General features: G+C 58.3%; 19 protein-coding genes. 4 read left to right on the top strand and 15 right to left on the bottom strand.

Translation table 11 applies throughout. The features are described 5' to 3' along the window. Window positions 1–156 precede the first annotated feature (156 nt). From ACHEXL_RS04535 to ACHEXL_RS04595, 13 genes are all read right to left on the bottom strand, one after another. A complete protein-coding gene (locus tag ACHEXL_RS04535; protein ID WP_416560833.1) occupies window positions 157–774 on the bottom strand; it encodes a hypothetical protein in 618 nt (205 codons plus the stop codon). Window positions 775–835: 61 nt separating this feature from the next. Next, window positions 836–2,782 (bottom strand): HAMP domain-containing methyl-accepting chemotaxis protein, encoded by a 1,947-nt coding sequence (locus ACHEXL_RS04540; RefSeq protein ID WP_416560834.1) that lies wholly within the window; start codon window positions 2,780–2,782, stop codon window positions 836–838. A gap of 167 nt (window positions 2,783–2,949) precedes the next feature. Beyond that, window positions 2,950–3,399 (bottom strand): flagellar export protein FliJ, encoded by a 450-nt coding sequence (fliJ, locus tag ACHEXL_RS04545; protein WP_416560835.1) that lies wholly within the window; start codon window positions 3,397–3,399, stop codon window positions 2,950–2,952. A gap of 20 nt (window positions 3,400–3,419) precedes the next feature. Continuing rightward, on the bottom strand, window positions 3,420–4,742 hold the full coding sequence (locus tag ACHEXL_RS04550) for a FliI/YscN family ATPase (RefSeq protein WP_416560836.1): 1,323 nt from the start codon (window positions 4,740–4,742) through the stop codon (window positions 3,420–3,422). Further along, window positions 4,739–5,656, bottom strand: a complete 918-nt coding sequence (locus ACHEXL_RS04555; RefSeq protein WP_416560837.1) for a FliH/SctL family protein — start codon at window positions 5,654–5,656, stop codon at window positions 4,739–4,741. The genes ACHEXL_RS04550 and ACHEXL_RS04555 overlap by 4 nt, the downstream gene beginning before the upstream one ends. Then, the gene (fliG, locus tag ACHEXL_RS04560) at window positions 5,643–6,746 is read right to left on the bottom strand and encodes a flagellar motor switch protein FliG (protein WP_416560838.1); all 1,104 of its coding nucleotides are present in this window, start codon (window positions 6,744–6,746) and stop codon (window positions 5,643–5,645) included. Before fliG ends, ACHEXL_RS04555 begins: the two co-directional genes overlap by 14 nt. Before the next feature lie 20 nt (window positions 6,747–6,766). Beyond that, window positions 6,767–8,614, bottom strand: a complete 1,848-nt coding sequence (gene fliF, locus ACHEXL_RS04565; protein WP_416560839.1) for a flagellar basal-body MS-ring/collar protein FliF — start codon at window positions 8,612–8,614, stop codon at window positions 6,767–6,769. A 26-nt stretch (window positions 8,615–8,640) separates the two neighbouring features. Then, on the bottom strand, window positions 8,641–9,000 hold the full coding sequence (gene fliE / locus ACHEXL_RS04570) for a flagellar hook-basal body complex protein FliE (protein WP_416560840.1): 360 nt from the start codon (window positions 8,998–9,000) through the stop codon (window positions 8,641–8,643). An 11-nt stretch (window positions 9,001–9,011) separates the two neighbouring features. Further along, complete coding sequence (locus ACHEXL_RS04575) at window positions 9,012–10,514, bottom strand: sigma-54 interaction domain-containing protein (protein WP_416560841.1); 1,503 nt, start codon at window positions 10,512–10,514, stop codon at window positions 9,012–9,014. Between the two features lie 189 nt (window positions 10,515–10,703). After that, entirely contained in the window at window positions 10,704–10,907 is a 204-nt protein-coding gene (locus ACHEXL_RS04580; protein ID WP_416560842.1) for a hypothetical protein, read from the bottom strand. Between the two features lie 7 nt (window positions 10,908–10,914). Beyond that, window positions 10,915–11,091 (bottom strand): hypothetical protein, encoded by a 177-nt coding sequence (locus ACHEXL_RS04585; protein WP_416560843.1) that lies wholly within the window; start codon window positions 11,089–11,091, stop codon window positions 10,915–10,917. 206 nt (window positions 11,092–11,297) lie between these two features. Next, window positions 11,298–12,476 carry a flagellin gene (locus tag ACHEXL_RS04590; protein WP_416560844.1) on the bottom strand — a complete coding sequence of 393 codons (1,179 nt, stop codon included), beginning with the start codon at window positions 12,474–12,476 and terminating at the stop codon, window positions 11,298–11,300. 61 nt (window positions 12,477–12,537) lie between these two features. Beyond that, on the bottom strand, window positions 12,538–13,014 hold the full coding sequence (locus ACHEXL_RS04595) for a hypothetical protein (RefSeq protein WP_416560845.1): 477 nt from the start codon (window positions 13,012–13,014) through the stop codon (window positions 12,538–12,540). A gap of 59 nt (window positions 13,015–13,073) precedes the next feature. On the opposite strand from ACHEXL_RS04595, the gene ACHEXL_RS04600 reads away from it, so the two are divergent. Further along, window positions 13,074–13,640: a hypothetical protein gene (locus ACHEXL_RS04600; protein ID WP_416560846.1), complete on the top strand. Its 567-nt coding sequence runs from the start codon at window positions 13,074–13,076 to the stop codon at window positions 13,638–13,640. Window positions 13,641–13,767: 127 nt separating this feature from the next. Here the strand turns inward: ACHEXL_RS04600 and ACHEXL_RS04605 are convergent, their stop codons facing one another. After that, window positions 13,768–16,953, bottom strand: a complete 3,186-nt coding sequence (locus ACHEXL_RS04605; RefSeq protein WP_416560847.1) for a hypothetical protein — start codon at window positions 16,951–16,953, stop codon at window positions 13,768–13,770. 266 nt (window positions 16,954–17,219) lie between these two features. On the opposite strand from ACHEXL_RS04605, the gene ACHEXL_RS04610 reads away from it, so the two are divergent. Beyond that, window positions 17,220–19,892, top strand: coding sequence for a tetratricopeptide repeat protein (locus tag ACHEXL_RS04610; RefSeq protein ID WP_416560848.1), 2,673 nt, complete (start codon window positions 17,220–17,222; stop codon window positions 19,890–19,892). Here ACHEXL_RS04610 and ACHEXL_RS04615 read toward each other — a convergent pair. After that, the gene (locus tag ACHEXL_RS04615) at window positions 19,849–20,649 is read right to left on the bottom strand and encodes a glycosyltransferase family 2 protein (RefSeq protein WP_416560849.1); all 801 of its coding nucleotides are present in this window, start codon (window positions 20,647–20,649) and stop codon (window positions 19,849–19,851) included. The two genes, ACHEXL_RS04610 and ACHEXL_RS04615, sit on opposite strands and share 44 nt — an antisense overlap. Window positions 20,650–20,833: 184 nt before the next feature. Here ACHEXL_RS04615 and ACHEXL_RS04620 point away from each other — a divergent pair, with 184 nt between their 5' ends. Then, window positions 20,834–22,429, top strand: a complete 1,596-nt coding sequence (locus tag ACHEXL_RS04620; RefSeq protein ID WP_416560850.1) for a LicD family protein — start codon at window positions 20,834–20,836, stop codon at window positions 22,427–22,429. Window positions 22,430–22,506: 77 nt separating this feature from the next. Beyond that, on the top strand, window positions 22,507–23,553 hold the full coding sequence (locus tag ACHEXL_RS04625) for a glycosyltransferase family 2 protein (protein WP_416560851.1): 1,047 nt from the start codon (window positions 22,507–22,509) through the stop codon (window positions 23,551–23,553). Window positions 23,554–23,557 lie beyond the last annotated feature (4 nt).

Genomic DNA, 23,557 nt, shown 5'->3' on the forward strand with positions numbered 1-23,557 from the left:
GAGACACTCATTTCATTATGAGTCAGCTCAGCACTTGACCCCTTAGGGGAAATCATGGGGGTAGACTGGTTATGGCAACAAAAAACCCGCCAAGAGGGCGGGTTGTGAAGTGCAAAAGGCCGACGTCACAAGGTGTGAACGCCATTTTCTGCTGGCTCAAAAAGAGTACTTGAAGCCCAGCGAGAACACGTTCGCGTTGTTTTGACGGTCACGTCCTGCAGTGGCATCCAGTTGCAGGCCCTCGACAATTTCAGTTTTGACGCCCACTTGCAAAGTCGGTTTGCTGCCTTGGTCCCCAAAGACTTCGATGTGTGGCGTGACGCTGCCCACGGAGCGCTCCAAAGCCACACCCCAGCTGCTGTAGTTTTTCTCGCCCTTGGGTTGATGTCTTGTCAGGTTGACGTGCATGGCGCCGAGCGCCGAGTTGCAGGTCATGATGCCGACCAGAAAAGGACTGCTGCCGACATTCTTTTCATGAACCGTGCCCAGTGTGCTGGCCACATTGCAGCCGTTTTCCTGGCTGGGTGTGATGCGCCATTTGGCCTGAATGGCCTGCTCGCTTGTTCCGGTTTTGCGAGCTTTGGCGTAGCTGACACCAATCTCGACCCCTTCAATCGGGGCGAACGCAGGCGCCAGATTCCAGGTGTTGATTTTGTCGCTGTCGCGCGCCACCCAGACCTCAACGTGACCTGCGCCTTTGTCATTCACGTTCGCGTCATCGACGGCAAGAGGCCGCCCGGCGTGGGCATGGGTGCCCCAAAAAGACAGGGCCAAAGGCAACAGGAGAAAAAGAGATTTTTGGGCCATATATTTTTCAGTGTGACGAGCGTCAGGGTTAGTTGATTTCGAACTTGTTGACTTCATGACGTGTGGCGTCTGCAATTTTGGACAGCTCCATCACAGTGGCGGTGATTTCTTCAGAGGCTGCAGCGTTGCTCCTCGCGATCGCATCCAGGCTGTTGATGTTGGAGTTGATCTGCTCGACTGCGGCGCTTTGTTGCTCCAGGGCGGAGGAAATGCGTTGCAGCATGTTGTCGGTCTCGACCGAGCCTTGCTCGATTTGGTGCATGCCGTGATTCACCTGTTTGACGGTGGCGACAGCGCGCTGCGTTTCTGCCACGGCTTCTTGCACCAGTCGGGCAATTTCTTGTGAACTCTCGGCGCTGTTGGCGGCCAATTTGCCCACCTCTTCGGCCACAACAGAAAAACCTTTGCCGTGTTCGCCGGCCCGCGCCGCTTCAATCGCCGCATTGAGGGAGAGCAAATTGGTTTTGTTGGCGATCTTTTCGATCACCTCGGTGATCTTGTTGATCTTTTCGGAGTTGGACGCAATCGAGCTCACCACTTCGACCATTTGCTCCATCTGCTTCATGCCTTCACGCATGATGCTCATCGACTCCTGGGACTTCTGGCTCGCCACCGTGGTGTTGCGAGACACATCGCTCACGGCATCGGTGGTCTGTCGAACAGCAGAGGCCAGCTGCGAAATCGCATGGGTCTGATTTTGGGCGCCATCGGAAATTTGACCGATGGCTTGACTGGTTTCATTGGCCGCAGCAGCCACTTGCTGGCTGTTGACATTGATGGCCTTCATGGCACGTGACAAAGCATCGAGCGACAAGTTGATGTTGGCCTTGAGCTGGGCCAATTCGCCATTGCCTTGTGCACGCACGCGCTGTGTCAGATTGCCGTTGGCCACTTGCTGAAGCACGCCCGAGACGTCGCCCAGCATGGTTTCCAAGGCTTGCATGGCATTGGTGGCCTGCGACATGGCCGATTTGTATTCGCCTTTGGCGGCGGCCTGCACGCGGGTCGAAAAGTGGCCGTTTTCCAAGGCGGTCATCAGCTGGATCAGGCTGCGCGTGGTGCTCTGGATGGCGTCGGCAGAGGTGTTCACGGCTGTTTTCATGTCGGCCAGATCACCCTTGAGGTCGGCCTGGATTCGCGGATTGAAGTCGCCGTTGGCCAAGGCCGTGACCACTTGGTTCACCTCGCCCACAGCAGCTTGTTGAGACACGATCAAACGGTTGATGGCGTTCGCGGTCTGGCCGACTTCGTCGTTCTGCTGGACATCGATGCGCAGCGAAAAATTGCCCGTTTTTTCGATGTTGCCGACTGTCTCTTGGACTTTGGACAGGGGTTTTGTGATGGACTGGATGATGGATACAGCCAACCACAAACCACCCAACAAGCCGGCAAGGATCATGCCGATGGTCAGGTTGCGGTTGAATTCATAGGCCTCTTCGGCGGCGATGAATTCGCTGTTGGCTTCGGTCAATTGCGCTTCAATGAATTCAGACAACAGCTCAATCAACTCTTCTACCGCGGGATAAAGCTGCTTGTCGGTGAAGCTTGCGAGGTCGTCGCGATCGGCTTCGTCGTACAAAGCATTGAGCTGGTCCAGCAGGGTATTGACTTTCTCAAACGAGGCTTCGATTTTGCTAACCAGTTTTTTTTCTTCACCCACAAAGTCGTCAGTGGGGTGAGCCGCCCATTTGTCTTTGACGATTTGACGGGCCTGTGCCAGTCGTTTCTGGGCATCGGCCCAGGACATTTGGCGTGAGCGCACTTTCATGCTGCCGTCGATGACGTTCAGGGTGTATTGGTCTGAAATGATTTTCAAATCACGCAAGTGCACCAGGTGGTCGGTGTTGACGAAATTGAAACTGGCGATGGCCTGTGTCATTCCCCTTAAGCCGACGAGACCTACCACGACCGACACCAAACTGATGCAAATGACCAAAAGGAAAAGCCGAAGCGAAACGGAGAAATTTTTCAACATGACCCATACTTCCTGATTTAATTTGTAACATTCTAGCGAAATATGATGGGTATTGACGAATTTGTCGAATGTCCATCCTTTCGGTCAATTAATCGGCAAATTCGCAAAAATAAACCCTGAATTTGTGGTTTTTTGAATGCGATTTATGACTTGAGGGTGGGGTTGCCTCAATGCATGGGGCTCGCATTGAACCTTCGCACGCCCAATTCGTCCATCTGCCTTTGTTCGTAACGCAGCACATCTTTGGCCACTTCTTTCGCGTCTTGCTCGGCCAGTGATTGCATTTTGTGCAGTTCCACTTCTGCCAGTAATCTTTTCCTGCGCATTTGCGTGAGCGTGGCTTTGGCTTTGGCCAAGTCTGTGGCCACGCGCTGCTGCAAGGTGAGCAACTGGGCCATGAACTGGCGTTGGTTCATGCTCGCTTGCATGCCCATGACGGGGGCGGTGCTGCGCTGCTCTTGCAAGCGGTATTCGTCGTACAAGCTGCACAGCCGCGCGTGGCTGGCTTGCAGCTGGTCCACCCGGGCCAGCGCCTGGGTGATGTCGGCTTGGGCTTCATTGACCGCATCCTGGGCTTTTCTGACCAGAGCGGGCCAACAGTTTCGCGCTTGTCGCATGGGCGTTACCTTAGGTGTGTTCAGGCCGACATCAAGGCCTGCACTTCATGGCGGGTCGCCGCCACGTCCAGGCCGGTGTGCATATCTTGTTGTAAAAAATGCTCCATGGACGCGCGCAAGCGGATGGCTTGGTCCAAATCCGGGTTGCTGCCCGCCTCGTAGGCGCCCACCTGGATCAAGTCCTGGTTCTGTTGATACAAAGACCACAGGCGCCGGAAGCGGTTGGCCAGTTTTTGGTCTTCTGGGGAAAGCAGGTTTTGCATTACCCGCGAGATCGATCCGTTCAGGTCGATCGCCGGGTAGTGCGCGGCATCGGCGAGCTTGCGCGAGAGCATGACCTGCCCATCGAGCGAGGCGCGTGCGATGTCCACGATCGGGTCGTTGGCATCGTCGCCTTCGGCCAAGACGGTGTAGATGGCGGTGATCGAGCCCACCCCGTGGCGGCCCACGCCGGCACGTTCGATCAGGTTGGGCAAAAGCGCAAATACCGAGGGCGGATAGCCCTTGGCGGTGGGTGGCTCCCCCACAGCCAGGCCAATTTCACGTTGTGCATGGGCCACACGCGTCAGGCTGTCCACCAGCATCAGCACGTTTTGGCCCTGGTCTCTGAAGTACTCGGCGATCACATGCGTCATGTGGGTGGCTTTGAGGCGAAGCACAGGAGATTCGTTGGCCGGAGCGGCAATCAGCACCGATTTGGCCAGTCCGACGGGACCCAAGGACTCTTCGATGAAGGCTTGCACTTCGCGTCCACGCTCGCCAATCAGGCCAATCACCACCACATCGGCTTCGGTGAAGCGGGTCATCATGCCCAGCAACACGCTTTTGCCCACGCCTGAGCCGGCCACCAGACCCAGGCGTTGGCCTCGGCCGATGGTGAGCATGCCGTTGATGGCCTTCACACCCACATCCAGAATTTCCCGGATGGGACCGCGCTCCATCGGGTTGATGGGGCGCCCTTGCAAACTCAAAATGTCGGTGCACTCGGGTGCGGGTTTGCCGTCCAGGGGTTGGCCCCTGCCGTCCAGCACGCGGCCGAGCAAAGCTGGTCCCAAGGCCACTTGCGAAGTGTGGCTGATGACGCTGACCTTGGCACCCGGGCCAATGCCTTGCGGCTCGGTGAAGGGCAACAGGTACAAGGTTTCGTCGTTGAAACCGACCACCTCGGCTTCGACCCGGTGGCCGAACTGGCCCACCACCTCACAGCAAGCGCCCAGCGGGGCCATCAGGCCGCGGGTCTCCAGGCGCATGCCCACCAGGCGCACCAAGGTGCCGCTGCGTTGCGGCTCTGGCGTGCGAAGCTCTCCCACCAGTTGGCTGACTTCGGCGTCAAAGTTCATCATGGTGTGTCGGCATCGGTGGGTGATGCGGGTTTCATTTCGGTATCTTCCACGTCGATCACCTGGCGGCTCCAGTCGCGGCTGGGGGTGTCGGCGGGCATGGCCTCGGCGCGTTCTTTGACCAACTGCGATTGCTGCATCCAGGTTTCTGGGTGGGTCAGCAGACGCCTTGCCAAAGGCTCCAGTCGGTGCTCGATCAGGTCTTGCACCACCGTGTCATTGACCTGCACACGGACGCTGCCTGGACGCAATTGCGCATCGGCTTCCAACTGCAGGTGTTGCGTGGCCGACTCGCCCATGGCCTGCAAGCGTTTCAAGTCTTCGGGGTTGACGCTCACATTCACCGTCTCGGGCGGATGGTCCAGTTGTTGAATGCAGGCCTCAATCAGATTGCTCACAGCCTGGCCCGACAGCTGCAGTTCGGCACGCACCAATTGCTCGGCCACATGCAGGGCCAGGCGTTTGAGGGGCTCAAAAAACCGCTGAGGGTCTTGGTTGATGCTGCGCAGCTCGATGCCCAAATGGCGGATCAACTCACGCTCTTTTGCGCGTTCGGCGTCGTATTCCGCCCGCAGCTGGTTTTGGCCTTCGATGAAACCGTTTTGGAAGGCCTCGTCGCGCATTTGCGCCAAGGCCGTCTCGCTCCAGGCGCTGTGCACTGGGCTGTCTTGCGCCGGTGTGGGCTCATCGACTTGGGCGGCTTGGTCATCGCTTGGAGGCGGATCGGCCTCGGGAGCATGCAGCAAGCCCTCGGTCGGCTCGGCTTTGGGCGTGAGGCGCCAGGGCCCAAAGGACTGGGCTGAAGCCTCGTCCCATTGGGTGCGTAAAAAATGCGGGGTCTGTACCTTGCTGTTGAGCAAAGGGTCAACACTCCAGTCGCTGGCGGATGGCGCCTGCGGCCCGTCAAACGAAGCCATCGCCGCCTCCTGCCAGCACCAGCTCGCCCGCATCCGACAGCTTGCGTGCCAGGCGCATGACGTTCTTTTGAGCCTCTTCCACTTCGGTGATGCGCAGCGGGCCTTTGGCCTCCATGTCGTCGACAAACATGACGCGTGCACGCGCCGACATGTTGTCCAGGAATTTGTCTTTGACGTAGTCGGGCGCACCCTTGAGTGCCACCATGAGCAGGTCGGGCTCTGCGGTCCGCATGATGGCCTGGATGCCCCGGTTGTCCACACTGACCAGGTTCTCGAAGGTGAACATGTTGTCCTGGATGCGTTGCATCAAATCCCCATCGATCTGGGACAGGCCGGACATGATCGAGGATTCGAGTTCCACCTTGACCGAGTTCATGATCTGCGCTGCCGCCTTGATGCCACCAAAGCTGGACGATTTGGAAGAGGAGTTCGTGGCGAACTGCTTCATCATGATTTGTTCCAGCTCTTCCATGGCCGACGGTTGCACCGTCTCCAGGCTGGCAATCCGCTGGATGATTTCAGGGCGCGATTCGCCGGGCAGGAAGTTCAGCACGTCGGCAGCCACGGTGTATTCCAGCACCGACAAAATGATGGCGACCACCTGGGGGTGTTCGCCGCGGATCATTTCTGCAATCGAGCGGGCGTCCATCCATTTCAGGATTTCCAGCCCCTTGCTGCCTTGGCCCGGCATGATGCGGCTGAGCACCGAGGCCGCCTTGTCGTCACCCAAGGCGCGTTTGAGCACTTTCTCGACATAGTCGCCCGTGCCCAGACCCAGGCTGGTCTGCTTTTTGAGCATGGTGACAAACTCGTCCAGCACGATATTGACCGCCTCTTGGGACAAATCGGACACCGACACCATGGCTGCGCCCAAAGATTGAACTTCTTTGGGACTCATGAAACGGATGATCTCTGAGGCTTGTTGTTCACCGAGCAAAAGCATCAACACGGCGGCCCTTTGGGTGCCGGTGAGCTCGGCCAATTCTTTGGCCAATTCTTCGGTCATCGCGACGGGCAGGTTGGCCGCAGGGGCCGCCGGAGCTTCTTTGCCGTCTTTGGTGTCTTTGTCGTCGGGTTTTTTGGTGGCCATGGTCTATGTTCCTTGTTTTTTTAGTTGACCTTGATCATGCCCTTGAGCACGTTGGCCACACGACCTGAGTCTTCGGCCACCAGCATGCGGATGAGGGCCACTTTGTCGTCGTAGGTGTTGGCCGTGTCCAGCATGTCCATGGAGATGCTCGATTTCTTGGGCTTGAGCTTGGCCTTGATCTCTTGCAGGCTGTCGCCTTCGCCAATCTGGATCATGCGCATGTCGTCTTCGCTCAATTCGCCATCGCTCAAGGCGGCCTTGGCCTGCTGCTCATCAGCTGCCTTGTTGGCGTACATGTTGCGCATGATGGGGCGAACCACGGTCAACATGAACACGATGAAGCTGATGGCCACCAAGGCGCTCTTGATGCCGGTTTGCACAGCATCTTCCAGGTACCACGGCATGGTTTCGAGCACCGCTGCGGGCTCGAATTTGGCCGGTACGACCGAGACGTTGTCGCCACGCTGCTGGTCGTATCCCACAACACCGCGCACGACTTGCAGCATCTGCTCCAACTCTTGCGGCGTATAGGGCACCGAGGTGGGCGCATTGGGCACCACAGGCGCGTCTTTGGCCGGGGGCGGTGCAGGGCGCTCGTTCACCACCACGGCGACACTGACTTTCATGATGCCGCCGGTGGCATTGCGCACGTGGCGCACAGTGCGGTCCAGCTCGAAGTTGCGTGTGGAGCGGCTGCTGAGTTTGCTGCCCGATTCGCCTTGGCCCTTGTTGCCATCGACCTGGGTGTTGTTGGTCGTGGTGGGATCTGCGGGAGGCGTGTTGGTCAAAGCGCCCGGAATGCCCTCTGCGGAGCGGTTGGCAGCGCGGTCCTCTGCCAGCACTTCGGAGCGGGTGCGGGGGCCTTTGTCGCGGTTGTCAAAGTCTTCGGTGGTGCTTTCGATCTGGGTGAAGTCCAGTGACAGGTTCACCTGTGAGCGCACATTCGCCTCGCCCACCATCGGCGCCAGTATTTGCATGATGCGGCTGCGGTACACCTCTTCCATTTGTTGCTTGTGCTGCTCTTGCGCCGAGGTCAAGCCGAGTTTTTGCTCGGTGGCCGACTCGGTCATCAACTTGCCCACGTTGTCCACCACGGTGACATGGTCAGGTGCCAGATACGGCACGCTGGACGACACGAGGTGCACGATGGCCTGCACTTGTGAGGCGGACACCGCGCGGCCGGGGTAGGGCGCCAACACCACAGACGCTTTGGGTGGTGTGCGGTCGCGCACGAACACGCTTTGTTTGGGGGTGGCCAAGTGCACGCGTGCGCTTTGCACGCTGCCAATTTGCATGATGCTGCGGGCCAGTTCCTGCTCCATGGCTGCATTCACTTTGACTTGCTCCATGAACTGGCTGGTGGTCATGGACGATTGCTCTTTCAGGCCGTCCAGGCCCGTGGCGCCAGCTTTGGGCAACCCTTGCGAGGCCAGAAAAATTCGGGCTTCATGAAAGCGGTTGCTGGGCACGGTCAATTGACCGGTCGCCGGATCGATTTTGGGGCTGAAGTCGGCGGTCTTGAGTGACTCGAAAGCTTTTTGCTGGTCGGCCTCTTGCAGGCCTGGCATCACCGGACGGTAAGGGGTGACGTTCATCCAGGCGTAGGTCAAACCAAAGACCACCAAGACGATCAGCATCACGATCAACGGCAACACCCGGCGTACCGAAGGTTGGTTGATGACTTTGGAGAACGACTCCGAGATGCCCTGTGTGCGCCAGGGGCTCAGGCCTGTGCCGTTGGCGGGGGCCTCGTTGGCACCGGGCACGTTGGCGACCGCGGTATTGCCAGGCACGGTGGCCGGGGGATTGGCCGACGCGGGGGGCGCGGTCATCATGCCGGGGTTCATTGTTGCGATTGCTGCAGCCATGGTTGTTCTTTTTCAGTTCAGTGGGGTCAGACAGGCATGTTCAAGATGTCTTCGTAGGCTTTGAGCACTTTGTTGCGCACCTGCAAGGTGGCTTCGAAAGCCAAAGAAGATTTCTGCATGCCCAGGACCACGTCGGTCAGCGCGATGTTTTCGCCACGGTCAAAGGCTGCACGCATTTCGGCAGATTGCACTTGCAGGTTGTTGACCTGTCCGAGCGCACCCGAGACCAGATCGGAGAAACCGGTTTTCTGCACACCGCCTGCGCTGCCGTTCAACTCGGTCGCGCCAGGCAGACCCGATGTTTTGCCCGAGGCTTCTGCCTGGTGGCTGCGCAGGGTTTGCAGCATGGATTGGATGCTGGCTGGTGAGATGGCTTTGTCGATCATGTGATGCTCCATCAATAAGCGGCTGCCAAGCCCAGGCCATGCTCACGCAATTGGGCCAACTTGTAGCGCAGCGTGCGTGGGCTGATGCCCAGACGCTTGGCGGCTTCTGTTTTGCTCGGGGTGCTGGCCAAGGTGGCCATGATCACCTGGTGTTCGTTCATGCGGGTGGCGCTGTGCAGGTCGGTGGGCACGCTGTCGGCCTGGTCTGCCATCAAGGTTTCTGGAAGACCAAGCTGCTGTTTGGCCTCGTTCATGAATTCATCGAAGTTGGCCTGCGGCTTGACCGGGACCGCCAGGGCCGCAGGTTCGCTGCGCGCGGGCATTGCCACCATGGCGGGTTCAGGTGTGGATGCCGCGGTGCAAGAGCTGGCGGTCAGCCAGTCGTCAAACATCAGGTGTGCAGGGGTCACCACATGGTCGGTGCACAGCACCATGGCTCGGCGCATCACGTTTTCCAACTCGCGCACATTGCCAGGCCAGGGGTATTGCAGCAGCTGCATCTGTGCTTGAGGGTGCAATTGCCACGGTTTTTTATCGTGTTGCAACAGGCATTGCATGGCCAAAGGAATGATGTCGCCTGGGCGCTCGGCCAGGGGCAGCAGGCGCATGCGGAAGGTGGCAATGCGGTAGTACAGGTCTTCGCGGAACTCGCGTTCGGTGATGGCTTTTTTCAGGTCCTTGTTGGTCGCGGCCACGATGCGCACGTTCAAGGCAATCACGTTTTGACCGCCCAGGCGGGTGAGTTGGCGCTCTTGCAGCACGCGCAGCAATTTGCTTTGCAAGTGCATGGGCATCTCGCCGATTTCGTCCAGGAACAAGGTGCCGCCCTGGGCCTGCTCGAACAAGCCTTTTTGATCGCGGTGGGCGCCGGTGAAAGCGCCTTTTTCGTGACCGAAGAGCATGTCTTCGATCAGGTTTTCCGGCATGGCCGCGCAGTTCAGGGCCACGAAGGGGCCGTGTGCGCGGCCCGAGGCCTCGTGCAGTACGCGGGCCAGCACTTCTTTGCCCGAACCGGTGGGGCCGACCAAGAGGGCGGTCACATCGGCCTGGGCCACTTTTTGAGCCAATGCCAACAGATGCTGGCTGGCGGGGTCGACAAACACCACATTGCGCACGGGTTGCGCTGTGGCGCGGATGGCGGTGGGGTTCAGTTGGCTTTGCAGCCGTTGCCAGGAGGCGGGGCGAATGTCTTGCGCGGCCAGCACGGTGAGGGCGCCGGCTTGGGTGGCTTCTACAGCCAAGTCCAGCTCTTGGCGGTCCACGCGGCAGACCACTGGAGTGCTCAAGCCCGCGTCTTGCAAAAGCTGTTGAACCGCCTTGAGCCGTGTCACGTCCAGTGTGAGGTGCAAGACCACCATCGCCGCATCGGCGGCATGAGCGATCAAGCTGTCCAAAGTGGTCACAGGCATCACGGCCCAGCCACTGTCCTGCAAGGCTTGGCTGTGCTCAGGGCTCAGTGCTCTTTCGGGGTCCAGCCAAATGGCCAGAGGGGTGGATACGGTGGTTGACTTCACGACATTGGCCTCACGTTCTGATGTGAGGATCTAAGCAACCCTTGTGCCAGATAAATTTGTCGTTTTTAAAGGTTTAAAAAATCACAAATTGAATACTTTAATATTTTTAAAAGTATTGGAAAATTGACATGACTTGACGAAAGATTGACAGCGCTTAACGGAAGGTTGGCGGCGTCGCCAGTAGGGAGGTCAGCGTGAGGCGGCGGTGTCTTTGGCGTGAAAGACCAGGCAAAACTGGCCGTCAACCCGCAGCACTTCCATAGAAGGCAACAGGCGCGACTGAAACCCCATGGCGCGGCAGGCGTAGGGTGCGGCTGGCAGGTGGGTGATCGCGAAATGTCGGCACTGCCAACAGTTGGGGTCACGTTGCAAAGGGACCGTTGGGGTGTTCATTCGGTGTTCAGTCACGCAGCAGTGCCAGTGCGGTTTCCAGGTCAATATTGGCTTGAGCCTGACAGGCCCGTTGAGCTTGTTCTGTGATGCCTTGCTTGGCAAGCTGCAAGTGCACCTGCGCGCACATGGCGTTCAAAAATTGGCGGGTCATCTCGGTCGTGTGGTGTGGGGCAAGCGGTTGCATCGTGTCTCCGGCGGGGCTGTTCAATGCCAGTGGCCGTCTCAACAAACCCTTCGAGGTCACCCCCTGTCAGAGAGTCGTCGTTCTGTCGGCACACCAGCAATCTGAAAAAAGAGTGTGCAAAAGCTGTGCCAAAACCCAGTCAACAGAGCAAAAAAATGCCTGCAAACCACAGAGGTTTGCAGGCATGTGCAGCGCACTGCGCTGGCTTAGCCTTGCAGCAGTTGCAGCACGGTTTGGGGTTGCTGGTTGGCTTGCGCCAACATGGCGGTGGCCGCTTGCGAGATGATCTGCGTGCGTGCCAATTCACTGCTGGCCTTGGCGTAGTCTGCGTCCATGATGCGGCTGCGTGATTCAGACGTGTTCAGCGACACGTTGGCCAAGTTGTCCACCGCGTAGTTCAGGCGGTTGATCACCGCACCCAGGCCCGCGCGCTCGGTGTTGATGCGGTCGATGGCCACATCCAACTGGTTGATCGAGGCGTTGGAGTCGGTGTTGTTCAGGATCGTCAGCGAGCGCAGATTTTTCAAAGCGCCAGCGTCGACCAAGTTGGTTGATGTGCTGGTGTCAAAGCCGGTGCCCGCTGTGCCGGCGGTGAAGGTCAACACATTGTCGGATGCGGTCACTTCCACATCGCCTATGGGTGTGCCAGCTGCGGTCAGCAGTTTGGCCGCGATGGCTTCCAGGTTGGTGGCATTGTCGGCATCGGCCACATCTTCTTCCAACACGGTGTAATTAACAGTCTCGCTATCGACTTTGAAAGAAATTTGGTCGCCGGCTTTGTAGGTGCCACTCAAGGTCAATTTTGATACTTGTTCAACCCCTACTGCATTGGGGGTGGTGGTGACAAATGAGCTTTGTGCATCGTCTCGAAAGCCCATGTCAGAAATCGTGTGCGTGATGATTTGGCCATCGTTGGCACCGACCTGAAACTCGAACTTGCCGACGGTACCGTCGTCGTTGGTGACCGACCCGTCCAGGAAGCCCATGCCGTTCCACTCGGTGTCGTCGGTGATGCGGTTGATTTCAGCCTTCAGCTGCTGAAACTCCAGGTCCAAGTAGCCACGGTCCACAGCGGTGTAGGTGTCGTTAGACGATTGAATGGCCAGTTCACGCATGCGTTGCAGCATGTTGGTCATCTCGATCATCGCGCCTTCTGTGGTCTGCAACATCGATACCGCGTCATTGCCGTTGCGCACTGCTTGGTTCAAACCGGTGATTTGGGAGGTCATGCGCGATGAAATCGCCAGACCTGCCGCATCGTCCTTGGCCGAGTTGATGCGCTTTCCGGTGGACAGCTGTTGCATGGCATCTGCCAAATTGCGGTTGTTTTTGACCATCGCGTTTTGCGAGACCAATGACTTGACGTTCGTGTTGATAACAGACATGGCGTGACTCTCTCAGTGAGTTTCAGTTGAATGGGGTGAGCAGTGCAGACTCAGCGAGTCTTCAGTGCAGTTGGGGTGAGGCCTCAACGGGCATCTGCTCGGAGACCAGTTCTTGCAGCGCCAAAAACTCGTCGTTCAGAAGGGGGTCTTCGGGGTAGGCTGCCATGGCTTGTTTGGCCACCAGCAGCGCTTTGCCGGGTTCGCACTGGCAGCGCAGCACGCGAATCAGGTGGCGCCAGGTGAAGGCAGTGGTTGCAGCGCCTTGCTTGTCAACCAGTTGGCGTAGCAGGTCTTCGGCAGCAGTCCAGTCGCGCTGGATTTCTGCCAACAAGGCGCAGATGGCCAAGATGTCCTCGCTGTCAGGGTACAAACTTTGACCGGCGTCGGCCAAGGCGTTAGCCAGGTCCAGGCGGTCAGCGGTCACCAGATCGGCCAAAGTTTGCCGAATCTCAGCGGCAGAAAACTGTGACACAACCCGCATGCTGGGCAGTTGACCCGAAACGGCTTGTGACAGCATGGCTTGGTAAAGAGATGTCATGTGCAAGTCTCCTGAATAGAGGTGTCAAAATTTCGGTGGCACAGTGTGCCGATCCGAAGATGCACCATTCAAGCAAACCGCGTGCCAGCTTTTCTTTAGCCCTTTTCCGACTTTATTTTTTAAAAAATGGGTTCGACATCGATTGGAGTGAATTCTTTGGAATTCATAAATACTTCAAAGATGCGGTGTGCCGCCTTGCCGCTTGCCCCTGTCGGCGTATCGGCAATGTCTTGCCGATGGGCTTGGCTTTTAGCGGTGCTTGGTCCGACAGGCTGGCGCTGGTGTGCGGGTTTGAGATGGAACGGCAAAAAGCAGCGGACTTGACCGAAGGGCTCAAGCCTTGGCCCACCGTGGTGGGGGCAGGGAGTGGGGCACTTGCGCTTTGGATGGCGCGCTGCACTGCGAGTGCACTGAGTGTGGTCGCTGATGGGATTGTTTCAGCAACACTGTGGTTAGTTGTCTTGGGCGTTCACCTACGTCGGCGCAGTATCCGGGGACATTGGTGCTGCATTGGCGAGCTGGCACACAGGGGCTTGGTGCCAAAGATCCGGAGTGAGGGGATGTTCAAGCGCTTCGCCGGTGGTTCAGGGTGTTGGCGGCTTGTCAGCGTGGTATGGCCGCTGTAATCGCTCAGCCTGCTGTTCAATGGGCTGCTGTGAGTCGCTGAGCAACCGCTGGGTCCGGTGGACATGCAGCCATTGCCTTTGGGGCAAATGGCTGCATGGCCTTCATCGAATTGTCAGGATCATCCCATCATGCAACGGTCAGTGCCGTGATCTGATCTGAACTCAAGGCGCTGATCTGTGCGGCGGTCATGGAGCGGACCTGATCGGTGCTCAAAGAGGCCAGTTGATCGGTGCTCAGCTTGTTCATCAGGGTCGCTGCCAAGCCAGCGATTTGGCCGGTGCTCAATGCCTGAACGTTGTCTGTGCTCAGACCTGCGATGGCATCGGTGCTGATGCGGTTGAGTTGGACGGCGGTGAAAGCACTCAGCTGTTCGGTAGTGAGTGTGCTCACTTGGCTGGAATCCAGGGCACCAATTTGTGTAGCTGTCAGCTTTTGAATTTGCGCCGTGGTGATGGATCCCACCTGGTCGGTGGTCATTTCCTGCACCTTGCCGGTGGAAATGCGAGTGAACTGATCACCTTTGATCGCTGCCAGCTGATCGCTGGACAGACTGCCGAACTCGCCTGCATCGAACGCGTTGATTTGCTGGTACAGCATGGCGCCAATTTGGGCGGCACGCAAGGACTGGATGTGCTCTGAAGTCAGTGCCTGCACAGTGGCTGTGCTGAGGCCTCGCACGGCGGCGGTGGCGAGTTCTGCCACGTCCTCTGCTTCCATCTCAGCCACCACAGCAGCGGACATGCCGTTGATCTGGTTGGCGGTCAAGGTGCGCACCTGATCTGTCGTGAAAGCCTTGACTTGGTCCGATGTCAGCACACCCATGATGCTGGCGGTGAGTCCTTTGAGCTGGTCGGTGCTTAAGGCGGCGATCTGATCCGACGCGACAGCCCCCCACTTGGCCACACTGAGTCCGGCCAGTTGTTTGGCACTTAGGCCCGCGACCTGTTCGCTGTTAAGCGATGCGAAATCGTCTGTCGCCAAGGCATTGAGCTGGACCGCCGACATGGCCGACAGTTGTGAACTGGTGAGTGCACTCACCTGGTCCGACGTGAGGGCTTGTACCAGCTGGGTGCTCATTTTGGATACTTGTGTATTGCTCATGGCGGCAATGTCTTCCGTATCCAAAATTTTGATGCCAGCGGTTCCTAAAGCGTCCAGTTGCCGGGTGGTCAATGCACGGACCTGATCGCTGCCCAATGCTTGCACTTGTGCACTGGAGAGTGATGCCACCGACTGGGTCGAGAGCTGGCCCATCTGGGCGGAGGTCAAGTAGCCCAGCTGTTCCGTGCTTAGCTCGGCCATGCGGGCTGTGGACAATTGACCGAATTCGCGGGCGCCAATGCCTTGAATCTGAGTCGATGACAGCATCCCGAACTCAGCGTTGTCAAACACCTCGATTTGTCGGTAGCTCATGCTGCCCAGTTGCGAAGCCCGCAGCGAGGTAACTTGTGAGGAGGTCAGGGCACGAGTCGCATCGGTCGTCAGATTTTTCAGTTGAATGGCTGTCAGGGCTGCCACGTCCTCGGTGTCCAGCGCCTGCACAGCATCTGTGGTGAGGCTGTTGATTTGGCGGTACGACAGTTTTTGAACCTGATCTGAGCTCAGCGCTTTGACCTGATCGGTGCTGAGGCTAGCCACGCCGGCGGTGGATAAGCCGCTGAGTTGAGCCGCTGACAAAGCGCTCATTGCATCTGTGCCCAATTCGCTGAGCATGTCCGTCGAAAAGCGCGACAACTGTGTGGCGGACAGGCCTTGCAGTTGTTCAGTGGACAGCGCGGCTACATCGCCAGACTGAAGGTTGCTCAATTGTGAATAGGTCAGCACACTGATTTGTGCGCTGGTCAGTGCTTGCAGTTGGTCGGTACTCAGCGCTCGGACAAAGCTGGTGCTCAGTCCATTGACCTGGGTCAGCGTCAGCGCTGCCACGTCTTGTGTTTCCATCTGCATCACGCTGTCGGTGGACAGCGCGTTGAGCTGACTGGCCGACAAGGCCCGAACCTGCAGGGAGGTGAGGGCTTTCACCTGATCGGTGTTGAGCGCGCCCATCTGTGCGGTGTTCAACAATTTGATCTGGTTGTTGGTCAAAGCACCCACTTGATCTGTGGACAAGGCCGACACTTGGGTGGTCCCGAGTTCCTGAACTTGTTGAGGCTTTAGAGCAGCCACTTGGGATGTGCTCAGGCCAGCAACGTCTTCTGACTCTAGTGCACGCAACTGGCTGCCCTGCAAACTTTGCAGTTGGCTGTTGGACAGCCCGGCCACCTGCTCCGAACTCAGTCCTCGGATCGCGTCGGTGCTCAGACTCTTGATATTGGTTGCACCAATGGCCCGGATGTGGTCGGTCGAAAGCACGGCCAACTGGTCGCTGTCGAGCGCGTTGATCTGAGTGGGCGACAAGCGGGCCACTTGTTCCGAGGTCAGGGCGCCCATCTGTGTTGTGCTGAGGTTTCTCAGGTGGGCGGTACTGAGATTTTGCAGTTGCACGCGGGTCAGGCTCTCGACTTGATCGGTGGTCAGTGCCGCTACCTGGTCGGTAGTCATCGATGCGATCTGAGACCCTTTGAGCGCCGCCAGATTCCCTGTGCTCAAGGCGGCTAAATCATCCGTTTCGATCGCACGAATCTGAGCGCTGCCAAGAGACATCAGCTGAGTGCTGCTTAGGCTGGTGATCTGTTCGGTGTTCAGCGCAGCAATGATGCCACTGCTCAGGCCCTGCAGTTGCTTGGCCGTCAGCGCGGCCAAGTCTTCTGTCTCGAGCGTCAGCAAGTTATCGGTACTGATCGCGCTGAGTTGGGCGCCGCTCAGGGCGCGAATCTGGTCGCTGGACATGGCCTGAAGCTGCTCGGAGTTCAGCGCCTGCATGAAGCCTGTGCTTAGGCTCTTGACTTGGTTGAGGGTGAGTGCGTCGATTTGCTCGGTGCTCATGGCGCTCACAAAGTCGGTACTCAGGCTGTTGAGCTGATTCGCGGCCATGGCTGCAATGTCAGCGGTATCAAACGATTCGACATGCGAAGTGGTGAAGGCGGCCAGCTGCGCGGTGGTCAGTGCGCGCACCTGCACACTGCTGAGCGCAGAGACACGGTCGTACACCTCGCTGTCTTCTGCTGCGAGTTCGGAGGCGTTGAGCGCTGCCACCTGGTTGCCACTGAGCACCAGCATGTCTGCCGTGTCCATCGCGGCCAACTGAGCACTGGTCAGTGCATTCACTTGGGCCGTATTCAGGCTTTTCACGTCCCTGCTGGTCAGGCTAGCGATCTGGGTCGTGCTCAGGCTCGCGATTGCGCTGGGCGTGAACGATGAGATGGCGGTCATGGCAACTCCTTATTGAGCACTTGGTCCAAATGGACATCCCCCTTGTTGGCAACAATTGCCGCGGGTCAAGTGTTCGTTTCCTGCAGATCGAATCGACTCCTGGGCCAAGAACTTGAGCGGCTATGCCATAAATCTTTTGCCCATGAACGTGCCGTCGGGCATGAGCAAGCACTGCACGCCAAAAATGAAAACTTTTTTCTGGTTTTGTTTTTTAGGCCTGATTTTTGCTTGGTTGTTGCATCGGCAATTTTTGACCTCTTCTTTACATGCAGCTCTCCCAACTCACCGACGATGCAGAACCTTCATTCGTGGCAGATGCCCATGGAGAGCCTGATATTGAGTTACTGATTGCCACATGGTCCCTGGCGCAGTTGGTGGCACAGACCGAGCAGTTGGAAAAGCAAGGCCTTGCCGAACAAGCGTGTGTGGCTTACCAGCTTTGGCTGCGTGCCAACCGCCATCCACACTTGGCGCATGCGGCACTGTTCAATTTGGGGGCCTTGCAGCAAAGTTTGGGCCATACCGAGGCCGTTCTTTCCACTTACCAACAATGCATTGAACGCGCGCCGGGTTTTGGTCAGGCTTACATCAACCTGGGTTTGTTGCAGGAGCGTCTGGGGCAAACCGACGCTGCTTTGCAGACTTGGAGCCGCTATCTGGGGCAGCGATTGTTGAAAACGCAGCCTGACACCGAGTTGCAATGCACGGCGCTCAATCACATTGGCCGCTTGCAGGAAAGCAGCAAACGCTATGACCTGGCCGAAAAGGCGCTGGAAGACAGTCTGCGCCTCAATCCCGATCAGCCCGGTGTGATCCAGCACTGGGTGCATATCCGACAAAAGGCCTGCCGCTGGCCGGTGTATGCCGAGCGCGCTCATTTGCCGCTGGGCCAGATGGTGCGCAGCACCTCGCCGCTTGCCATGCTGGCGCTGACCGACGATCCGCAGTTACAGCTGATCACCGCGCAAAACTTTGTGCATCGAACTTACAGCACCGAGCAAGCCCGCCTGCACGACCCGACACGCAGGCCCGCAGCCCGTTGGCGGGTGGGGTTGGTGTCGGCCGACCTGCGCGAACATGCGGTCGGTTTTCTGTTGCCCGCCTTTTTGCAAGGTACCGATCGTTCGGCCTACGCGCTTTACGCCTACGACTACACCCGCGACGAAAACTCGCCGTTACGCCAGCAGCTGCTGGCGCAGTTTGACGAGGTACGCGCCATCGGCGGCTTGACTGACCGGCAGGCCGCCGAGCTGATCGCAGCCGACGAGATTGACATCCTGATCGACTTGCATGGGCTGAGTTCGGGTGCCCGGCCCGGTATTTTTGCATTGCATCCAGCGCCAAACCAAGCCACTTACCTGGGTTACATCGGATCAACCGGCATGCCGTGGTTTCAGCATGTGCTGGTCGATCCTTGGGTGATGCCACCCGAGCTGGCGCCCCATTTCACCGAAAAGCCGCTGTATCTGAGCCGCTCTTTCATTCCACTGACCCACGAAGCGCCAACTGATGCTGCTGTTAGCCGCACTTCTGTCCGCCTGCCAGAGCGGGGTTTTGTGATGGCGGCTTTTGGCAACGTGTACAAGATCACCCCGGAGATGTTTGCCGGTTGGTTGCGCTTGCTCCATCGCATCCCTGATGCGGTGCTCTGGCTGCTCGACGACAACCCGGTGACCACACAGGCTTTGCGCGCCCATGCGCAGGCGCAAGGGGCAGACCTGGACCGCATCGTTTTTGCCCCACGCTGTGATCCGCGGCAGTTTCGCGCTCAGCTGCGGCTGGCCGATGTCTATCTGGACACCTACCCTTACAACTGCGGCTCGACCTCCAATGATGTGGTCAATGCGGGGGTGCCGCTGGTCAGCCGCTACGGGCGCACCTTGGTTTCGCGCATGGGTCTGTCGATTCTGAGTGACCTCGGTCGGCCTGACCTAGCGGTTGGCAGCCAGCAGGCTTATGAAGACAAGGTGGTGGAGGTGGCACTGCGAACCCACGAGGGTTACCGTTACCACTACGAACACCGTCCCGCACCCGGCTTGTTGCAAGAGGCGCTTGACACTATACGTCATGGCCGTGCACAACCAGCACCCCTGCCGACCAGCACCAGCACATCTGACCGCTTGCACCTGGTGCAACTGGCGCCTCACCCCCATCGCCCATCCCAGACGACAGGTGACCTGGTCGCCTGGACGCTGGCTGAATGGGCAGGATTTGATGCTGTGCGCAAACACTTGGTGCATCACACGCTGGACGCCCAGGCCTTGCATTGGCTCGATGCTCGCAGCGCGCCCGATGCCGCCACCGAACGGCTGCTGCAGCAGGCGTTGAGTCGGTCGGATGCCCGTCCCGACGCGCTGATCGCCAGCCCTGGTTGGGATGTGCTCAGCCTGCTGCCCAACCCGCTGTGCGTTTGGGGGGATGGGCCATCTGAATGGATATGCTGGGTCTCCGACTTTTTCTGCCAGCAGGGCATTGCGTTAGACGTAGCTTCATGGCTGTTGCCGCTAGAACGCAGCGTTGCGGGGCTGGCGCTGGCCTGTGCACCTGCGGTCTGGTTCGATTGGTTGAATTTGGCTTTGCGCTTGCGCGCCGAACATGACACGGCACTGAGCCGTGGCCAAGGGCTGTGGCAGGTGGGTGAATACACCTTGAGCTCTGCCCAGTTGCTTTATCCTTGGCTCATGAACGCGGTGTTGCAGCATCGCCAGAGCCGTGTGATTTCACCTTCGCCGTTTGGCCGGCCGGCTTTGCGTGGTTCGGGCCGTGCCTTGTTGCCGCTGGCCGTGCAGGCTGCCGCACTCAAGACCGCCCACCACAGCAACGGGCAGGCGCATTATCGACAGGCATTTGAACAGATCAGCCTGCACCAGGGTTTGCGAAGCGATGGCGTTGCCCTCAGTAAGCCGATGCCGGCAGCGGCACTCCAAACATCTGCATGAGCGCCAGCCGCTGCTCACGCACCGCTGGGCTGGGCGCGGGGTGGCGTTGGTAGACGTACAAATAGTCCATCACCGCGCGCTGGTTTTGAGCAGCCTCACTGCTGCCTCGGCGGTCGGTGGTTTCGTCTTTCACCACATGGATGCAAGGGCCTGGCAGCGCGACCGGCAATGGGACGGTGCGAGCCAATGTCTGCAGCACGAACTCCCAATCCTCATAGGCTTTCATGTGGGCGTCGAAGCGCAGGTCGTGCACGTCAGACCGAGGCCAGACAAAGCACGAAAACGGCACCTGGTTTTTGATGTAAACGCCTTCGGTCAGCGCCGTGCTGCTGGCCATGGACTCACGGTCCAGCTCGACGGGACCAGTCTCCGGGCGGCTTTCGGTCACCACGGTGCAGTCGGTCAGCATGGCTTTGCACATCGCAAATTCTGGACGAGCTTGCAGGGCCGATAGGCACCCGTCGTTCAGCGTGTCGTCGTCGTCCAGAAACAGCACATAACGGCCTTTGGCCAGTTGCAACCCTATGTTTCGACTCTCGGCGGGACCTGGCTGGCCGTTGCGCCTCACGTACACATCGCGTGCAGTCAAGGTTTGGCCACACACCAGATCGGTGGCGGCATCCACTACATCGGACACCACGATCAGCTCCACCTCGGCGGCAAGACCTTGCCGCCGCACTGAGGCGATGCAACGCTGCAGCAGGTTGGCCCGTCTGTGAGTAGGCAGGATCACGGAAAAGGTCGCAACAGAGGTCATGGCAGGGTAGCTCCTTGGATTCGCTAGACGTCAAAGTAATGTATCGGATGAAGCCCGCTCGGCTTGAGACTCTTTGATTTCTAGTGGCATCAATTTTGCTTAAACACGGTTGTTCGGTGGGTGGCGTGAATTCGACACTCCATCAAGTTCATCATTTCTTTGCTCTGGCGAAAGGGTTCACACCGTGACCAACCTGTTTCACATCGATTGGCTGCGCCGTTTTCGTGAAGACCTGCGCGTGGGCGACATGGACAGCCTCACCCAGCACGTCGAGCTGGCGGGCCTGGACGTGCTGCTGGACCCTGACTTTTTGGCACTCGCCAGCCAGGAGGACGCCCGTTCGGTGGTGGTGCTGATTGCCACTCTGGGCGAGGCCAACAGCGACCAGCCAGAGCCTTACCGCCGCTGGTTGGCTGCCTACCAATTCTTGCAATACCAGCTAGATCTGGACACGGCCGCCCAGCGGTGCGCACAGGCCAGTGCTTCGCCAGCGGGTTACTATGCCGCGCTGTTGACCGCAGCCCGCGATCACGCGCCTTTGGCCAGCATCACCGCACACCCCACCCATGTGACGGATTTGCAGTTTGGTGTGGAGTTGTTGGTGAACGTCGGACACAGCGCTGCCATGCCTTCGCTTTTGACCGCCTGGCAAGTGGTGGACCGTAGCGACATGCCTTGGCTGCGCGCCTGCCGTGCTGTGGCGGCGCGCAGTGCGCGTGCGCCTGCACGCAAAGAGGCGGCCGATCTGGCTCGCACGCTCCAGTGGCTTTTGCAACGCGCACCCATTACCCAGCCAGCGGTGGCGCAGGAGATGCGCGTGCAATGTGCTGACCTGGCCCTCAAAGCACGCTTGGGCGATTTGGCATGCCAGGCCGCTCAAGACGCGTTTGCACACGATGCTGGCGTCGAGCGGCGCTTCACCTTGGCCAAAGCCCATGTGCTGGCAGGCCACTTGCCTATCGCGGTGTCGCACATGCACGAGTTGCTGTTGCATACCCTGAGCGATCAATTCACGCCCGAAACGTCGGTCGATACTGCCCAGCCCTATTCATTCGACGTGTTGGCGGCCGAAGAAACCTTGGTGGCCGTTAACCGCCTGCTGCGTGCCAAAGGCTTGAAACCTTTCTTGATGTCAGGCACTTTGCTCGGCTATGCGCGTCATGGTGGTTTGCTGCCGCACGACAAAGACGTGGACCTGGGGTTGATCGGCTGGGAGCACCAGTTCACCGTGGCCGAGGCTTTGGTGGAGGCCGGGTATTTCCGCCTGGATTTGGCGCAACTCAGCGGCCACAACCGGTTTTTGATGTCGGCACACGACATGCGCAACGGCATGGTCGTAGACTTTTTCTTGTTCCATGATAAAGGAGACCACTTACTGCATGGCATTGACTTTGACATGGGTTTCACCCAGAACTTCCGCTTCAGCAAGTTCGGCTTGCAAGAGGTAAACTTTTTGGACGAGCGGTTTTATGTCCCTGGCGACATCGACATCAACCTAACCGAGAACTACGGCGACTGGCGCACGCCCGCCACATCGTACGTGGTGACGGTGGAGTCGCCAGCGCTGTGCGATACCCCTGAGAGCCGGACTTTGTTGGTGTATCTGGAAATCCTCAAAACCATCACCAAACGCATGAAGCCACAAAGGGTGGTCCGCATTCTTGATCACCTGGACGCTACCCCCAACCCGGTGTTGGGTGCCGATCTGCGGCAGCGGCTGCGCGATTGGTGCCATCGCCAGCTTGCGCAGCCCACCGCGGCTGCCGAGGTGCTTGCATGAGCCAGTCGGTGCTTTCCCATTTGTTGCGCAACGTGGCAGGCCTTCCCGAGGACGTGCGTCTGCAGGTGTTGGACACCGTGCGCGCAGGCCAAGCTGCGCAGGCATTGACATCCCTGGACGCACCCACGGTAGAGGCAGACCGGACCAGCAAAGCGTGGGGGGCACTGCAGTTGTACCTGTTGCATCTGAACGGCGAATATGAGCAGGCCAACCGTGTGCTCGACAGCATGGTGGGCATGGACCTGAGTCAGCAGCTGTGCATGGACAATTGCCCGACCGAGGCCGAGATCATGGCCCGGTGGGACAGTGAGGCCGAGGGCGTCAGCATTTTGTGCACCACGTTCAACCATGCCCGCTTCATTGGCATGGCCTTGGCCAGCTTTTTCAGCCAGGTGAGCACCCATCCTTTTGAAGTGATTGTTCGCGACGATGCCTCGACAGATGGCACTACCGCGATTGTGAGTCAGTGGCAAGCCCGTTACCCACAATTGCTCAAACTGGAGTTGTTGTCCCAAAACACTTATTGCCTAGGCACAGCCCCTATGCCTGCGGCTCTTGAAAAAGCCCATTACCCTCTGGTTGCCATGTGTGAGGGTGATGATTTTTGGGTAGACCCGGAAAAGATGCAGTGTCAAGCCCAACTACTTAGCAGTAATCCGAGTTGGGCCGCAGTCTTTCATAACCATTTCGAGCTGGATGAGGGGGACGGGACTTTGAAGCTTGGACGATCATTGCGCACTCGAGGTTTTTTTGATCGGAGTGATTTGCTCAATGTTCACATCGTGTTGTGGGTACATACGGTCATGTTTAGAAAAAGCAAACTCCAGCTGCCTTTGTACAGTCATCGTGATGGAATTTTGGGCGACCAGGTTTTGACCTCCATGCTCGGTATGGGGGGGGCGGTTTATTACCAGGGGGACTTGGTGGGCAGTGTGGCCCGGCGCAATTTGCTGAGCACGTACACGCCGTTGGTTTCGATGGATAAGCAAATGTTGCGCATCAAGACCAAGACGTTTCTTGCTAGGCAGCATTTGGCTATGGGTAATAAAAATTCAGCCGCAAAACTCCAAGCTTGGAGTGATGCGGCGCTGAAAAAAATACAAGCGACAGCGGTGGTCGTCTGAGTGA

Origin of the sequence: Limnohabitans sp. YIMB22184 (genome assembly GCF_048020265.1) — a bacterium.
GTDB lineage: Bacteria > Pseudomonadota > Gammaproteobacteria > Burkholderiales > Burkholderiaceae_C > Limnohabitans_A.

Excerpts from the sequence above, each read along its gene's own strand:
- fliE (WP_416560840.1), bottom strand. The coding sequence starts at position 9,000 with ATGATCGACAAAGCCATCTCACCAGCCAGCATCCAATCCATGCTGCAA.
- ACHEXL_RS04585 (WP_416560843.1), bottom strand. The coding sequence starts at position 11,091 with ATGCAACCGCTTGCCCCACACCACACGACCGAGATGACCCGCCAATTT.
- ACHEXL_RS04615 (WP_416560849.1), bottom strand. The coding sequence starts at position 20,649 with ATGACCTCTGTTGCGACCTTTTCCGTGATCCTGCCTACTCACAGACGG.
- fliF (WP_416560839.1), bottom strand. The coding sequence starts at position 8,614 with ATGGCTGCAGCAATCGCAACAATGAACCCCGGCATGATGACCGCGCCC.
- ACHEXL_RS04595 (WP_416560845.1), bottom strand. The coding sequence starts at position 13,014 with ATGACATCTCTTTACCAAGCCATGCTGTCACAAGCCGTTTCGGGTCAA.
- ACHEXL_RS04610 (WP_416560848.1), top strand. The coding sequence starts at position 17,220 with ATGCAGCTCTCCCAACTCACCGACGATGCAGAACCTTCATTCGTGGCA.
- ACHEXL_RS04600 (WP_416560846.1), top strand. The coding sequence starts at position 13,074 with ATGCACCATTCAAGCAAACCGCGTGCCAGCTTTTCTTTAGCCCTTTTC.
- ACHEXL_RS04555 (WP_416560837.1), bottom strand. The coding sequence starts at position 5,656 with ATGGCTTCGTTTGACGGGCCGCAGGCGCCATCCGCCAGCGACTGGAGT.
- ACHEXL_RS04540 (WP_416560834.1), bottom strand. The coding sequence starts at position 2,782 with ATGTTGAAAAATTTCTCCGTTTCGCTTCGGCTTTTCCTTTTGGTCATT.
- ACHEXL_RS04605 (WP_416560847.1), bottom strand. The coding sequence starts at position 16,953 with ATGACCGCCATCTCATCGTTCACGCCCAGCGCAATCGCGAGCCTGAGC.
- fliG (WP_416560838.1), bottom strand. The coding sequence starts at position 6,746 with ATGGCCACCAAAAAACCCGACGACAAAGACACCAAAGACGGCAAAGAA.
- ACHEXL_RS04550 (WP_416560836.1), bottom strand. The coding sequence starts at position 4,742 with ATGATGAACTTTGACGCCGAAGTCAGCCAACTGGTGGGAGAGCTTCGC.
- ACHEXL_RS04580 (WP_416560842.1), bottom strand. The coding sequence starts at position 10,907 with ATGAACACCCCAACGGTCCCTTTGCAACGTGACCCCAACTGTTGGCAG.
- ACHEXL_RS04590 (WP_416560844.1), bottom strand. The coding sequence starts at position 12,476 with ATGTCTGTTATCAACACGAACGTCAAGTCATTGGTCTCGCAAAACGCG.
- fliJ (WP_416560835.1), bottom strand. The coding sequence starts at position 3,399 with ATGCGACAAGCGCGAAACTGTTGGCCCGCTCTGGTCAGAAAAGCCCAG.